Origin of the sequence: Pseudomonas ovata, assembly GCF_003131185.1 — a bacterium.
Taxonomy (GTDB): Bacteria; Pseudomonadota; Gammaproteobacteria; order Pseudomonadales; family Pseudomonadaceae; genus Aquipseudomonas; species Aquipseudomonas ovata.
The window spans coordinates 15,096-28,661 of sequence record NZ_QFFU01000022.1 but is presented as its reverse complement, the minus strand read 5'-3'; the positions used below and the strand labels follow the sequence as shown (position 1 = coordinate 28,661).

Sequence of the window (13,566 nt, the reverse complement as noted above, 5' to 3'; positions counted from 1 at the left end):
CTGGCGTCTTTTGTCCGCCGCCTTATAATGGCCGCCCTTTTTGTAACCCTCTCAGGCTGTAATCCTTGGCCAATATCGATAACCCGGCTGCCGAAACGGCTGCCGAGGGCGTTTACCGCATTGCGCTGGGCGTCGAATACAAGGGCTCGCGCTACAACGGCTGGCAGCGTCAGCTCAGCAGTGCGACCACCGTCCAGGAAATTCTCGAAAATGCCCTTGGCAAGGTGGCGGCAACGCCCGTCTCGCTGCAGTGCGCCGGCCGCACCGACGCCGGGGTGCATGCCTGCGGTCAGGTGGTGCACTTCGATACCACGGTCGAGCGCTCTGAAAAAGCCTGGGTCATGGGCACCAATGCCAGCCTGCCGCACGATGTCAGTGTGACCTGGGCGCGCGTCATGCCGCCGCATTTTCATGCGCGCTTCAAGGCCATCGCCCGACGTTATCGCTATGTGATCTACAACGACCCGATCCGCCCGGCGCACATGGGCCAGGAGGTCACCTGGAACTACCGGCCGCTGGATGTCGAGCGCATGGCCGAGGCGGCGCAATACCTGATTGGTACCCACGATTTCAGTGCCTTCCGTGCCGGGCAATGCCAGGCCAAGTCACCCATCAAGAAAATGCACCACCTGCGTGTGACCCGTCACGGCAAGATGATTGTCATTGATGTGCGGGCCAACGCCTTCTTGCATCACATGGTCCGTAATATTGCAGGTGTCCTGATGACCATCGGCACCGGCGAGCGGCCGCCGCAATGGGCCCTGGAAGTCTTGCAGAGCCGGGTGCGGCGCAATGGCGGGGTCACGGCGCATCCTTTCGGCCTGTACCTGGTGCAGGTCGAGTACCACGATGAGTTCGCCTTGCCGGAACGTTACATCGGTCCGCATTTTCTCACCGGCTTCACTGGCCTTGCCGGCTGACGATCGCAGCAGCATTTGTTAACATCCGGCACTTTCCGAAAGGACTGAGGTTTCGCGACATGTCAGCCGTTCGAAGCAAGATCTGCGGGATTACCTGCATGGAAGATGCACTGGCTGCCGTGGATGCCGGCGCAGATGCCATCGGGCTGGTGTTTTATCCGCCCAGCCCGCGTGCGGTCACTGTGTTGCAGGCGCGGGCAATCATTGCCGCCTTGCCGCCGTTCGTCACCACGGTCGGGTTGTTCGTCAATGCCACCCGGTGCGAGCTCAACGAGACCCTCGAGGCCGTGGCGCTCGACCTGCTGCAGTTTCATGGCGATGAATCACCCGAGGACTGCGCCGGTTACCACCGGCCGTTCATCAAGGCGCTGCGGGTCAGGCCTGGCGATGACATCGCCGCCGCTTGCAGGACATACGCCAAGGCCAGCGGGCTGTTGCTCGATGCCTATGTGCCCGGCGTGCCGGGCGGCACCGGAGAAGCCTTTGACTGGAGCCTGATTCCCGAGGACCTGGCAAAGCCGGTGATTCTGGCCGGTGGCCTGACTCCGGACAACGTGGCGCAGGCCATTGCACAGGTCAGGCCTTATGCGGTGGATGTCAGTGGCGGGGTGGAGTTGCGCAAGGGCATCAAGGATCACGACAAGGTACGGGCTTTCATGCGTGCTGTGCGTGGGGCCTGATGTGACGGTTGCCAAAGTGCTGCCGTCCATTAGCCTGTCCCTGTGTCGAACCGCATCGGCAGGTCTTATTGAGCAGGTCAGGTCCTGATGGGCGCTGGCCGGATTGTAAATACCATGGTCGAAAGCAGGCGGGTCTGGCCAGGCGCCGGCCGCAGGCTGTCTGTTTCGGCCAACATCACGAATTTAGTCAAGGGCATGCACCCGACGCACAGGCGTCAGGTGCTGGAACCGAACCGGTACTGGAGAAGCAAAGCATGAGCAATTGGTTGGTAGACAAACTGATCCCTTCGATCATGCGTTCCGAGGTCAAGAAAAGCTCGGTCCCTGAAGGTCTGTGGCACAAGTGCCCCTCCTGCGAAGCGGTGCTGTATCGCCCCGAACTGGAAAAGACCCTGGATGTCTGCCCCAAGTGCGATCACCACATGCGCATTGGTGCGCGCGCGCGCCTGAACATTTTCCTCGATGCCGAGGGCCGCAATGAGCTGGGTGTCGACCTGGAGCCTGTGGACCGCCTGAAATTCCGCGATGGCAAAAAGTACAAGGACCGCCTGGTCGCTGCGCAAAAGCAGACCGGCGAAAAAGACGCCCTGATTTCCATGAGCGGTACGCTGCTGGACATTCCTGTCGTGGTGTCGGCGTTCGAATTCTCGTTCATGGGCGGTTCGATGGGCGCTGTCGTTGGCGAGCGCTTTGTACGCGCAGTCAACTACGCGCTTGAACACCGCTGCCCGATGATCTGCTTCTCGGCCTCCGGCGGTGCGCGCATGCAGGAAGCGCTGATCTCCCTGATGCAGATGGCCAAGACCTCGGCGGCGCTGGCACGTCTGCGCGAAGAAGGCATTCCGTTCATCTCCGTGCTGACCGACCCGGTCTACGGCGGCGTTTCCGCCAGCCTGGCCATGCTGGGCGATGTGATCATTGCCGAACCCAAGGCGCTGGTCGGCTTTGCCGGTCCTCGCGTCATCGAGCAGACCGTGCGCGAGAAACTGCCCGAAGGTTTCCAGCGCAGCGAGTTCCTCATCGAGCATGGCGCCATCGACATGATCATCCCGCGCCAGGAACTGCGCGTGCGCATGGCCCGGCTGCTGGCACAGATGCTGGGCCTGCCGTCGCCAAAGACACCAAAGCCGGTCTTTGAGGCCGTTGCCGCCGAGCCGGACCTGGCCACCGTATGACCGCGCGCACGCTGGATGACTGGCTTGCCTATCTGGAGCAACTGCACCCGTCGGCCATCGACATGGGGCTGGACCGTTCACGGCAAGTCGCTCGCCAGCTGGGCCTGACCCGGCCGGCACCGCGGGTGATTACCGTGACCGGCACCAACGGCAAGGGCTCGACCTGTGCCTTCCTGGCAGCTCTGTTGCAGGCGCAGGGCCTGAAGGTCGGCGTCTACAGCTCGCCGCACCTGCTGCGCTACAACGAGCGTGTGCAGGTGCAGGGCGAGCAGGCCAGCGATGCACAGTTGTGCGCAGCCTTTACCGCTGTCGAGGCTGCGCGTGGTGATATCACCCTGACTTACTTCGAGATGGGCACCCTGGCGGCGTTCTGGCTGTTCGAGCAGGCGCAACTGGATGCCGTGGTACTGGAAGTCGGCCTGGGCGGGCGCCTGGATGCTGTCAATCTGGTCGATGCCGATCTGGCGCTGGTGACCAGCATCGGGCTGGACCATGCCGACTGGCTGGGCGACACCCGCGAATCGGTGGCATTTGAAAAGGCCGGGATCTTGCGCGCCGGTGTGCCGGCGCTGTGTGGTGATCTCGATCCACCGGCGCCATTGCTTGAGCGTGCTGCCGAGCTGGCGTGTCCGTTGTCACTGCGCGGCCGCGATTTCGATCTGAGCATCGAGGCGCGGGGCTGGCACTGGCAGGGGCGTGACCGGGCAGGGCACCCGCTTGAACTGCGTGAGGTGCCCTTGCTCGACCTGCCGATGGAAAATGCCGCCCTGGCCTTGCAGGCCTATGCCCAGCTCGACCTGCCCTGGCAGGCTGATGTATTGCGTCAGGCGCTGAGGGATGCGCGTATCGTCGGGCGGCTGGATCGGCGGGTCGTGCGCTGGCAGGGCAAGCCCCTCACGTTGCTGCTGGACGTCGGTCACAACCCGCATGCTGCCCGCTTCCTGGCGCAGCGCATGGCCCAGCGACCGCTGTCTGCCGGGCGCCTGGCCGTATTCGGCCTGCTGTCCGACAAGGACCTTGAGGGCGTGGTGGGTGAGTTGCAGGGCAGCATCCGGCACTGGGCGGTGGCGCCTTTGCCGACGCCGCGTACCCGACCGGTCGTGCAATTGCAGTCGACCCTGCAGAACCTTGGCGCGAATGTGACGTCTTATCAGGATGTCGCGCAGGCGCTGCAAGCACAGTGCGTGCAGGCGACAGCCGATGACGAGATCCTGGTGTTCGGGTCTTTTTATTGTGTGTCCGAGGCGCTGGCGTGGTTGGCCCGGCACACCGATTGAGGATTGAGGAAGCTGCACATGGCGTTTCTGGATAAGGCTTACAAGCAGCGGATGGTGGGTGCGCTGGTATTGATCGCTTTGGCGGTCATCTTCCTGCCGATGTTGTTTACCCGCCAGGACGAGACCCGTTCGGTGCAGGTCGACGCCCCGGCAGCCCCCCAGGCACCGGCGGTGCAGCCTTTGCAGGTAGAGCCGGTCCCGGTGCCTGAGCAGCAGGAGGCGCTGGTTGATAATGCGCCCACTGGCACTGCGCCGCCGTCGATGCCGATTGCACCGGCACCCACCGCTTCTGCGCAAGCATCGGCACCGGTTGCCAGCGCACCGGCGCCCAGGCCTGCGCCCGCTGCCAAGCCGACCCCGGCGCCTGTGACCACCGCTTCGGTGCCTGCCGCCACGGCCCCGGCGACCACGCCCGCCAAACCGGCGGCGCCCAGTGGTGTCGATGCCAACGGCCTGTCGGTGAGTTGGTCGGTGCAACTGGCCAGCCTGTCGAACCGGGCCAATGCCGACAACCTGCAAAAGACCCTGCGTGCCCAGGGCTATAACGCCTACATCCGCACTGCAGGCGAGGTCAACCGGGTGTTCGTCGGGCCGCTGATCGAGCGTGCCGAGGCCGACCGCCTGCGCGATCAGCTCGACAAGCAGCAAAAGCTCAAGGGCATCGTGGTGCGCTTCCAGCCTGAGCGCGGCTGACTCTCCTGCATTTCTGCGTAATACGGGCCAGTTTCCTGGTCCGTTCTGGATAAAAATCCCTGCACCGATAATCGCAGCTTACCGAGGGCCGAGCGCTCTGCTAAAATGCGCCGCCTTATCCGTCTGCAGGCTGCAACGTGTCATTTACTCCGGTTGACTGGGCGATTCTTGCGATTATCGCCATCTCCGCTTTGATCAGTCTCAAGCGCGGCTTCGTCAAGGAAGCCCTGTCGCTGCTGACCTGGATCATTGCAGGTGCGGTCGCCTGGATGTTCGGCGCGGGGCTGGCCCACCACCTGGCTGACTACATCGCAACGCCTTCTGCGCGCATCATTGCCAGTTGTGTCATTCTTTTTGTCGCCACCCTGCTGGTAGGCGCCATGGTCAATTTTCTCATCGGCGAACTGATTCGCGTCACCGGGCTGTCCGGGACCGATCGTTTCCTGGGCATGGTCTTTGGTGCCGCGCGCGGTGGCCTGTTGGTCGTCATCGCCGTCGGGCTGATGAGCCTGGGGCCGGTGCAACAGGATCAATGGTGGCAGCAATCGCGTCTGCTCCCGCAATTTCTCATGGTCGCTGACTGGTCGAAAAACCTGGTTCTCGGGATGTCCGGTCAGTGGTCCGCCAGCGGTATCAGCATTCCTGCTGAGCTACCGTTCAAGGAGCAGGTCCTGTCGCCGGAAGCGGCGCAGGACGTGCTTGGTAAATCCAGTTCCATTAAGTAGGGGTTGTGTCGCATGTGTGGCATCGTCGGAATCGTCGGTAAGTCGAATGTCAATCAGGCGCTCTATGACGCGCTGACTGTCCTGCAGCATCGCGGCCAGGATGCTGCCGGTATCGTGACCAGCCATGACGGCCGGTTGTTCCTGCGCAAGGACAACGGATTGGTGCGCGATGTGTTCCAGCAGCGTCATATGCAGCGTCTGGTCGGGCACATGGGCATCGGCCATGTGCGCTATCCGACAGCGGGCAGCTCGACCTCGGCCGAGGCCCAGCCGTTTTACGTCAACTCGCCTTATGGCATTACCCTGGCGCACAACGGCAACCTGACCAACGTCGTGCAGTTGGCCAAGGAGATCTACGAGTCTGACCTGCGTCACGTCAACACCAACTCCGACTCGGAAGTGCTGCTCAACGTGTTCGCCCACGAGCTGGCCGTGCGCGGCAAGCTGCAGCCCACCGAAGAAGACATCTTCGCGGCCGTCACCGACGTGCACAAGCGTTGCCGTGGTGGCTACGCCGTGGTGGCGATGATCACCGGTTATGGCATCGTCGGCTTCCGTGACCCGGACGCCATTCGTCCGATCGTGTTCGGCCAGCGTCACACCGACGAAGGTGTGGAGTACATGATCGCCTCCGAGAGCGTGGCTCTGGACGTGCTGGGCTTCACCCTGATTCGCGACCTGGCACCGGGCGAGGCTGTGTACATCACTGACGACGGCAAGCTTTACACCCGTCAGTGCGCGCCGAACCCCAAGTACGCACCGTGCATCTTCGAACACGTCTACCTGGCGCGTCCGGACTCGATCATCGACGGCATCTCGGTGTACAAGGCGCGCCTGCGCATGGGTGAGCGGCTGGCCGACAAGATCCGTCGCGAGCGTCCCGAGCACGACATCGACGTGGTCATCCCGATTCCTGACACCAGCCGCACGGCGGCGCTGGAGCTGGCCAACCACTTGGGCGTCAAGTTCCGCGAAGGCTTCGTCAAGAACCGCTACATCGGCCGTACCTTCATCATGCCCGGCCAGGCGGCCCGCAAGAAGTCCGTGCGCCAGAAGCTCAACGCCATCGAGCTGGAATTTCGCGGCAAGAACGTGATGCTGGTCGACGACTCGATCGTGCGCGGCACCACCTGCAAGCAGATCATCCAGATGGCCCGTGAAGCCGGCGCCAAGAATGTGTATTTCTGCTCGGCGGCGCCTGCTGTGCGTTATCCGAACGTGTACGGCATCGACATGCCGAGCGCCCACGAACTGATCGCCCACAACCGCAGCACCCAGGAAGTGGCCGACCTGATCGGTGCCGACTGGCTGGTCTACCAGGACCTCAGCGACCTGATCGAAGCGGTCAGCGGCAGCAAGAAGATCAAGATCGACAATTTCGACTGCTCGGTCTTCGATGGCAAATACGTGACCGGCGACATCGACGAGCATTACCTGAACCGGATCGAAGATGCGCGCAACGACGCGGCCAAGGTCAAGACCCAGGCCGTAAGTGCGATCATCGATCTGTACAACAACTGATTGCGACAAGGAATACGCGCATGTCTGAGCAATGGGATGCAGGGCGCCTGGACAGTGATCTGGACGGCGCAGGCTTCGATACCCTGGCCGTACGTGCCGGCCAGCACCGCACGCCGGAGAGTGAACACGGTGATCCGATGTTCTTCACCTCCAGTTATGTGTTCCGTACGGCGGCCGATGCCGCCGCCCGGTTCGCAGGTGAAGTGCCAGGCAATGTCTATTCGCGCTACACCAACCCGACCGTGCGCTCCTTCGAGGAGCGCATTGCCGCCCTCGAAGGCGCCGAGCAGGCGGTGGCCACGGCCACCGGCATGGCCGCCATCCTGGCTGTGGTGATGAGCCTGTGCAGCGCCGGCGATCATGTGCTGGTGTCGCGCAGCGTGTTCGGCTCGACCATCAGCCTGTTCGAAAAGTACTTCAAGCGCTTCGGCGTCGAAGTCGACTACGTGCCGCTGGCCGAACTGGCCGGCTGGGATGCGGCGATCAAGAACAACACGAAACTGTTGTTCGTCGAATCACCGTCCAACCCGCTGGCCGAACTGGTCGATATCGCCGCGCTGGCTGAAGTCGCCCATGCCAAGGGCGCGATGCTGGTGGTCGACAACTGCTTCTGCACACCGGCCTTGCAACAGCCGCTGAAACTGGGCGCCGATGTCGTGGTGCATTCGGCCACCAAGTTCATCGACGGCCAGGGCCGTTGCATGGGCGGCGTGGTTGCCGGTCGCAGCGAGCAGATGAAGGAAGTGGTCGGTTTCCTGCGCACCGCAGGCCCGACCCTGAGCCCGTTCAACGCCTGGATCTTTCTCAAGGGCCTTGAAACCCTCAGCCTGCGCATGCGTGCCCATTGCGCCAGCGCCCAGGCCCTGGCCGAGTGGCTGGAGCAGCAGGACGGCATCGAGAAGGTGCATTACGCCGGCCTCAAGAGCCATCCGCAGCACGCCCTGGCTCAGCGCCAGCAAAAAGGCTTCGGGGCGGTGGTGAGTTTCGAGGTCAAGGGTGGCAAGGAGGGCGCCTGGCGCTTTATCGACGCGACCCGACTGGTGTCGATCACCGCCAACCTGGGCGACAGCAAGACCACCATCACCCATCCGGCCACCACCTCCCATGGTCGCCTGTCGCCTCAGGAGCGCGCCTCGGCGGGCATCCTTGACAGTCTGATCCGTGTGGCTGTCGGGCTGGAAGAAGTGGCCGACCTGCAGGCTGACCTGGCACGCGGGCTGGCAGCCTTGTGAGTGACTGGACGCTGCCGGTCCACAGCAACAGCAACGGTCGGGTGGCGCTGGTCACCGGGGCCGCTCGCGGCATCGGCCTGGGCATCGCCGCCTGGCTGATCAGCGAGGGCTGGCAAGTGGTGCTGACCGACGTGGACCGCATGCGCGGTGCCAGGGTCGCCGAAAGCCTGGGTGACAATGCCCTGTTCATTTGCATGGACGTGGCCAGTGAAAGCCAGGTGGTGGGCGGCGTGGCCCAGGTGCTGCGCCAGTTCGGGCGTCTGGATGCGCTGGTGTGCAACGCGGCGGTGTCCGAGGCGCACAACGGCACACTCGAAAGCCTGGACCTGGAGCGCTGGAACCGGGTGCTGGCGGTCAACCTCAGTGGTCCGATGCTGCTGGCCAAGCACTGTGCGCCTTACCTGCGTGCCCACGGCGGCGGCATCGTCAACCTGACCTCGACCCGTGCGCATCAGTCCGAGCCTGATACCGAGGCTTATGTGGCGAGCAAGGGTGGCCTGCTGGCCCTGACCCATGCCCTGGCGATGAGCCTGGGGCCGGAGATCCGTGTCAATGCCGTATGTCCCGGCTGGATCGATGCCCGTGATCCCTCCGTGCGGCGTGCCGAACCGCTGGCCGATGCCGATCATGCGCAACACCCGGTTGGCCGGGTCGGCACCGTTGAAGACGTAGCGGCCATGGTCGCCTGGCTGTTGTCGCGCAACTCCGGTTTCGTGACAGGGCAGGAGTTCGTGGTCGACGGCGGCATGAGCCGCAAGATGGTCTACGTAGAATAGTGGCAAGCGGCAAGTTGTCAGCGACAGGTAAAAGCGCTCTGATCTGGAGAGATTTTAAAAAACTTCAATCAGGGTATTGACTTAGGTTCTGTAGGTGCGTAAATTTCGCGGCCTCAGCGAAGCAAAGGGTGATTAGCTCAGCCGGGAGAGCATCTGCCTTACAAGCAGAGGGTCGGCGGTTCGATCCCGTCATCACCCACCATCGTTGAGTTTGAAGGCTGTTTCACGAGGGTCTTCAAGGTTTCAAAACCAGGGTGAAAGTCCTGAATGCGCAGCGGTAGTTCAGTCGGTTAGAATACCGGCCTGTCACGCCGGGGGTCGCGGGTTCGAGTCCCGTCCGCTGCGCCATATCATCCAGACCGGGTTCGCCGGGTCCGGGACTGAAAAGCCCAAGGGCTGATCAGTCAGGCAGTGATGCAAACTACCGAAAGTTTATTTCAGGCCGATTAAAGTGTTGTAAGCGTCACAAGCGATACGCAGCGGTAGTTCAGTCGGTTAGAATACCGGCCTGTCACGCCGGGGGTCGCGGGTTCGAGTCCCGTCCGCTGCGCCATACAAAGCTTCAAGGCCTTGAACTCCTTGAAGCGAATAAAAAAGCCACCTCAGGGTGGCTTTTTTATTGCCTGGTGTTTTTGCACCTTTCTGATGCGCAAGCGTCGAGTGACGGGTACGTCTGTCGCGAAGGTTGATGAAACACAAAATGTATCGTCATCCATGCCAACTCTGCGTTGATCCTCTGCCTGCCTTGTTGCAGACTTGGCGCCTCTTTTGCTTTGTCGTCTTGTCGCTACTCTCTCCAGGATCCTCGATGGTCAATTTTCTGAATGTGCGCACCGCCTGCTGGGTGACTGCCCTGCTGCTGGCTGCCGGCTGCACGTCTCCCAAGAAGCAGGCGCTTTACGATCACGAGCATTTCGACGATGCCGGCACGTATTCGCGCAGTTACCCGGCCAGCGACGTAGCGTCCTGCGAAGCGGCGCGCCGCGCCTTGCTCAGCCAGGGCTACATCATCACCAGCAACGACCCGAAGATGATCGGCGGGCGCAAGAGCTTCCAGCAGACCGGCGACACCCATATCGAGATCAGCTTCAACGTGGTCTGTGCCGATGACTCCAGTCCTGGTACCTCGAGCATGTTCGCCAACGCTCTGCAGGACCGCTACGCGTTGAAGAAAACCAACACCTCGGCCAGCCTGGGCGTCGGCGTGCTGGGGTCGGTGTCGATGCCGATCGGCTCCACCGACGACTCGATGGTCAAGGTGGCCAGCGAAACCGTGGCGTCAGACAAGTTCTACGAGCGCTTCTTCGGCCTGGTGGAAAACTTCCTGCCGGCCGAGGTCAAGCAGGCGGCGCATATCGTCGAGAAACCCAAGGCGGACATGGGCGTGCCTGAAGTGGCTCCGGCTCCGGCTGCCGCGCCCGTACCTGCCGCACCGGCGGCGCTGTCGGCTCCGGCGACCCCGGCGGTGGTGCCGGCTGATGCAACGCCCGCGCCGGCGGCTGTCAGCGATTCACCGGCCACCGACGTGAGCAGTCAGCCGCAGGCGGCGCCTGTGGAGTCGGAGTCGATCAAGGTCGAGGCTGTCGAAACACCGGCCCAGGCGCCCGTTGAAGAGGTTCAGCCAGCGGCAGAGCCACCTGCCGCCGAACAGCCGGTCATCGAGTCGTTGTCCACGGAACCTGCGTCCAACAAGCCGCCGTCGGAACCGATCCAGGCCATGCCGATCCCGTAACCGCGTCAGCCCTTCTGCGCCAGGCTCTGTTCGTGCAGTTGCTGGAGAAATGCCGTCAAGGCGACCTCTTCGGCACTCAGGCCCTGGCGCTTGCGCACCCGCGGCAGCTTCGCCAACTGGCCCAGCACAAACCCTTCCAGCACCGCCGGGTGGATGTAGCACTTGCGGCACACCGCCGGCGTGTTGCCCAGCTCCCTGGCCACGTTCTTGACCATCTCGACGATGTGCTTTTTCGCATCGGCTTCCGGCTCCCAGTCCAGCTTGCGCAAGGTGGTCAGGGCCATGACGCTGCCGGCCCAGGTGCGATAGTCCTTGGCGGTGAAGTCAGCGCCGGTGAGGGTGTGCAGGTAGGCGTTGACGTCCGATGAGGTGATGGCGTGGCGCTGCCCGTCTTCGTCCAGGTACTGGAACAGGTTCTGGCCGGGCAGCTCCAGGCAGCGCTTGATGATGCGCGCCATGCGCTTGTCCTTGATGCTGATCTGATGCTCGACGCCGCTCTTGCCCCGGAACTGAAACAGGATCTCGCTGCCCTTGATGTCCACATGCTTGTTGCGCAGGGTGGTCAGGCCGAACGAACGGTTATCCCGTGCGTAGCGTGTATTGCCGATACGTATCAGGGTGGCGTCAAGCAGCATGACCACGGCCGCGATCACCTTGTCGCGACCCATGCCGGGCACGCCCATCTGCGCTTCGAGCTGCTTGCGCACCTTCGGCAGTGCCGAGCCGAACGCCATCATGCGCGTGTACTTGTCCTGGTCACGAATTTCCCGCCAGCGTGGGTGGTAACGGTACTGCTTGCGCCCTCGCGCATCGCGGCCAGTGGCCTGCAGGTGACCGCGAGGGTCGGCGCAGATCCACACATCGGTGTAGGCGGGCGGAATGACCAGCGCATTGATGCGCTCGATCTCGGCCTGGTCGCGGATGCGCTGGCCGTCCAGGTCGAAGTAGGCAAACTTGCCGCGCAGGATCTTGCGACTGAAGCCAGGCTGGCTGTCGTCGACATAATGCAGGTCGCTGGGAAGCTGTTCGGCGGCGATGGCGTCAGGCATGACGTTCAGGTCCGGAAGGGGATATCTTCATGGACCCTCGCCGCGTTTACAGGTGCCAAAAATCTGCAGACACCACCGTGTCACGTTCCCCGTAGGAGCAACCAGCGGTCGCGAAGACTCACGATCAGGCGCAACAGATTCAGTGTGTGCCCCGGCCCTTTCGCGACCGTGGGTCGCTCAGTTATTTCTATAGCGACCCACGGTCGCGACTCGGTTCTACCCCATAAACAGCCGGTACGCCGGATTATGCGTCTCGTCCCAATACGGGTAGCCAATCTCCTGCAACGTGTCCTTGACCAGGTCGTGTTCGTCCTCCGGCACCACCAGCCCGGCCACCACGCGGCCATCTGCGGCGCCGTGGTTGCGGTAGTGGAACATCGAGATGGTCCAGCGCCCGCCCAGCTTGTTGAGGAAGTTGAACAGCGCCCCCGGCCGCTCCGGGAACTCGAAGCGCAGCACCAGCTCGTCGCTGACCCGCTCCGAATGCCCGCCCACCATGTGGCGGATGTGCAGCTTGGCCAGTTCATTGTCGGTCAGGTCGACCACCGGAAAGCCCTGTGCGGTCAGGCTGTCGATCAGCGCGTGGCGCGGGTCGCGGTCCGGGTGGGTCTGCACGCCGACGAAGATGTGCGCCTCGCGGTCAGTGTGGTAGCGGTAGTTGAATTCGGTGATCTGGCGCTTGCCGACCGCCTCGCAAAAGGCCTTGAAGCTGCCCGGGCGCTCGGGGATGGTCACCGCGATGATGGCCTCGCGGCCTTCGCCCAGTTCGGCGCGCTCGGCGACATGGCGCAGGCGGTCGAAGTTGACGTTGGCGCCCGAGTCGATGGCCACCAGGGTCTGGCCCTGGACACCGCGCTGCTCGACGTATTTCTTGATGCCGGCCACGCCCAGGGCGCCGGCCGGTTCCGTGATCGAGCGGGTGTCGTCGTAGATGTCCTTGATGGCGGCGCAGATTTCGTCGCTGCTGACGGTGATGACCTCGTCGACGTAATGGCGGCAGACCTCGAAGGTGTGCTGGCCGATCTGCGCCACCGCCACGCCATCGGCGAACAGCCCGACCTGGCTGAGCACCACGCGTTCACCGGCGGCCATCGCGGCCTGCAGGCAGTTGGAGTCGTCCGGCTCGACGCCGATGACCTTGATCTCCGGGCGCAGGTACTTCACATAGGCGGCGATGCCGGCGATCAGCCCGCCGCCGCCGACCGGCACGAAGATGGCGTCCAGCGGGCCGGGGTGCTGGCGCAGGATTTCCATGGCCACCGTGCCCTGGCCGGCGATGGTGTCGGGGTCGTCGTAGGGGTGGATGTAGACCAGGCCCTGTTCGTCGACCAGCTTGAGCGAATGCGCCAGCGCCTCGGGAAACGAGTCGCCATGCAGCACCACCTGCGCGCCGCGTGAGCGCACGCCCTCGACCTTGATTTCCGGGGTGGTCTTGGGCATCACGATAACGGCCTTGATGCCCAGCTCGCGGGCCGCCAGGGCCAGGCCCTGGGCATGGTTGCCGGCGGAGGCGGTGACCACGCCGCAGGCCATTTGCGCGGGGCTCAGCTGCGCCAGCTTGTTGTAGGCGCCACGGATCTTGAAGGAAAACACCGGCTGCAGGTCTTCGCGCTTGAGCAGCACCTGGTTGCCCAGGCGCTCGGACAGTTGCCGGGCACCGTGCAACGGGGTTTCGATGGCGACGTCGTAGACGCGCGAGGTGAGGATCTTGCGCATGTAATGGTTCAGCAGGTCATGGCTCATCGCGGCGTTTCCTTGTCCAGAGTGAACGAGCGAAGGGCGACGG

Annotated in this window: 12 protein-coding genes and 3 tRNA genes; 13 read left to right on the top strand and 2 right to left on the bottom strand. The window is 63.2% G+C overall.

Annotated elements, in window-relative coordinates; genetic code table 11:
• The first annotated feature begins 65 nt into the window (after nucleotides 1–65).
• The 13 genes from truA to DGA31_RS22700 all read left to right on the top strand — a co-directional run bounded on the left by truA (nucleotide 66) and on the right by DGA31_RS22700 (nucleotide 10,731).
• Nucleotides 66–920: a tRNA pseudouridine(38-40) synthase TruA gene (truA, locus tag DGA31_RS22760; protein WP_109514067.1), complete on the top strand. Its 855-nt coding sequence runs from the start codon at nucleotides 66–68 to the stop codon at nucleotides 918–920.
• Between the two features lie 59 nt (nucleotides 921–979).
• Nucleotides 980–1,600, top strand: a complete 621-nt coding sequence (locus DGA31_RS22755; protein ID WP_109514066.1) for a phosphoribosylanthranilate isomerase — start codon at nucleotides 980–982, stop codon at nucleotides 1,598–1,600.
• 254 nt (nucleotides 1,601–1,854) lie between these two features.
• The gene (gene accD, locus DGA31_RS22750) at nucleotides 1,855–2,775 is read left to right on the top strand and encodes an acetyl-CoA carboxylase, carboxyltransferase subunit beta (RefSeq protein ID WP_056836813.1); all 921 of its coding nucleotides are present in this window, start codon (nucleotides 1,855–1,857) and stop codon (nucleotides 2,773–2,775) included.
• Nucleotides 2,772–4,052 (top strand): bifunctional tetrahydrofolate synthase/dihydrofolate synthase, encoded by a 1,281-nt coding sequence (folC, locus tag DGA31_RS22745; protein ID WP_109514065.1) that lies wholly within the window; start codon nucleotides 2,772–2,774, stop codon nucleotides 4,050–4,052. The genes accD and folC overlap by 4 nt, the downstream gene beginning before the upstream one ends.
• An 18-nt stretch (nucleotides 4,053–4,070) precedes the next feature.
• Nucleotides 4,071–4,745: an SPOR domain-containing protein gene (locus DGA31_RS22740; RefSeq protein WP_109514064.1), complete on the top strand. Its 675-nt coding sequence runs from the start codon at nucleotides 4,071–4,073 to the stop codon at nucleotides 4,743–4,745.
• Between the two features lie 137 nt (nucleotides 4,746–4,882).
• Nucleotides 4,883–5,470 (top strand): CvpA family protein, encoded by a 588-nt coding sequence (locus DGA31_RS22735; protein ID WP_056836807.1) that lies wholly within the window; start codon nucleotides 4,883–4,885, stop codon nucleotides 5,468–5,470.
• 12 nt (nucleotides 5,471–5,482) lie between these two features.
• Nucleotides 5,483–6,991, top strand: a complete 1,509-nt coding sequence (gene purF, locus DGA31_RS22730; protein ID WP_056836804.1) for an amidophosphoribosyltransferase — start codon at nucleotides 5,483–5,485, stop codon at nucleotides 6,989–6,991.
• Between the two features lie 20 nt (nucleotides 6,992–7,011).
• Complete coding sequence (locus tag DGA31_RS22725; RefSeq protein ID WP_109514063.1) at nucleotides 7,012–8,223, top strand: O-succinylhomoserine sulfhydrylase; 1,212 nt, start codon at nucleotides 7,012–7,014, stop codon at nucleotides 8,221–8,223.
• Nucleotides 8,220–8,999, top strand: coding sequence for an SDR family oxidoreductase (locus tag DGA31_RS22720; RefSeq protein WP_109514062.1), 780 nt, complete (start codon nucleotides 8,220–8,222; stop codon nucleotides 8,997–8,999). The genes DGA31_RS22725 and DGA31_RS22720 overlap by 4 nt, the downstream gene beginning before the upstream one ends.
• A 126-nt stretch (nucleotides 9,000–9,125) precedes the next feature.
• Nucleotides 9,126–9,201 (top strand) — tRNA-Val (locus tag DGA31_RS22715).
• A gap of 69 nt (nucleotides 9,202–9,270) precedes the next feature.
• Nucleotides 9,271–9,347: transfer RNA gene (locus DGA31_RS22710), tRNA-Asp, on the top strand.
• A gap of 128 nt (nucleotides 9,348–9,475) precedes the next feature.
• Nucleotides 9,476–9,552: transfer RNA gene (locus DGA31_RS22705), tRNA-Asp, on the top strand.
• 255 nt (nucleotides 9,553–9,807) lie between these two features.
• Nucleotides 9,808–10,731: a DUF2242 domain-containing protein gene (locus DGA31_RS22700; protein ID WP_109514061.1), complete on the top strand. Its 924-nt coding sequence runs from the start codon at nucleotides 9,808–9,810 to the stop codon at nucleotides 10,729–10,731.
• Nucleotides 10,732–10,736: 5 nt separating this feature from the next.
• On the opposite strand, the gene DGA31_RS22695 is transcribed toward DGA31_RS22700, so the two are convergent.
• Both DGA31_RS22695 and ilvA read right to left on the bottom strand, forming a co-directional pair.
• Nucleotides 10,737–11,780: a DNA topoisomerase IB gene (locus DGA31_RS22695; RefSeq protein WP_109514060.1), complete on the bottom strand. Its 1,044-nt coding sequence runs from the start codon at nucleotides 11,778–11,780 to the stop codon at nucleotides 10,737–10,739.
• 216 nt (nucleotides 11,781–11,996) lie between these two features.
• Nucleotides 11,997–13,523, bottom strand: a complete 1,527-nt coding sequence (ilvA, locus tag DGA31_RS22690; RefSeq protein ID WP_109514059.1) for a threonine ammonia-lyase, biosynthetic — start codon at nucleotides 13,521–13,523, stop codon at nucleotides 11,997–11,999.
• Nucleotides 13,524–13,566 lie beyond the last annotated feature (43 nt).

Bases quoted from the DNA above. Each gene is read 5' to 3' on its own strand.
- purF (WP_056836804.1), top strand. From the start codon at position 5,483: ATGTGTGGCATCGTCGGAATCGTCGGTAAGTCGAATGTCAATCAGGCG.
- DGA31_RS22740 (WP_109514064.1), top strand. From the start codon at position 4,071: ATGGCGTTTCTGGATAAGGCTTACAAGCAGCGGATGGTGGGTGCGCTG.
- DGA31_RS22695 (WP_109514060.1), bottom strand. From the start codon at position 11,780: ATGCCTGACGCCATCGCCGCCGAACAGCTTCCCAGCGACCTGCATTAT.
- accD (WP_056836813.1), top strand. From the start codon at position 1,855: ATGAGCAATTGGTTGGTAGACAAACTGATCCCTTCGATCATGCGTTCC.
- DGA31_RS22755 (WP_109514066.1), top strand. From the start codon at position 980: ATGTCAGCCGTTCGAAGCAAGATCTGCGGGATTACCTGCATGGAAGAT.
- DGA31_RS22700 (WP_109514061.1), top strand. From the start codon at position 9,808: ATGGTCAATTTTCTGAATGTGCGCACCGCCTGCTGGGTGACTGCCCTG.
- folC (WP_109514065.1), top strand. From the start codon at position 2,772: ATGACCGCGCGCACGCTGGATGACTGGCTTGCCTATCTGGAGCAACTG.
- ilvA (WP_109514059.1), bottom strand. From the start codon at position 13,523: ATGAGCCATGACCTGCTGAACCATTACATGCGCAAGATCCTCACCTCG.
- DGA31_RS22725 (WP_109514063.1), top strand. From the start codon at position 7,012: ATGTCTGAGCAATGGGATGCAGGGCGCCTGGACAGTGATCTGGACGGC.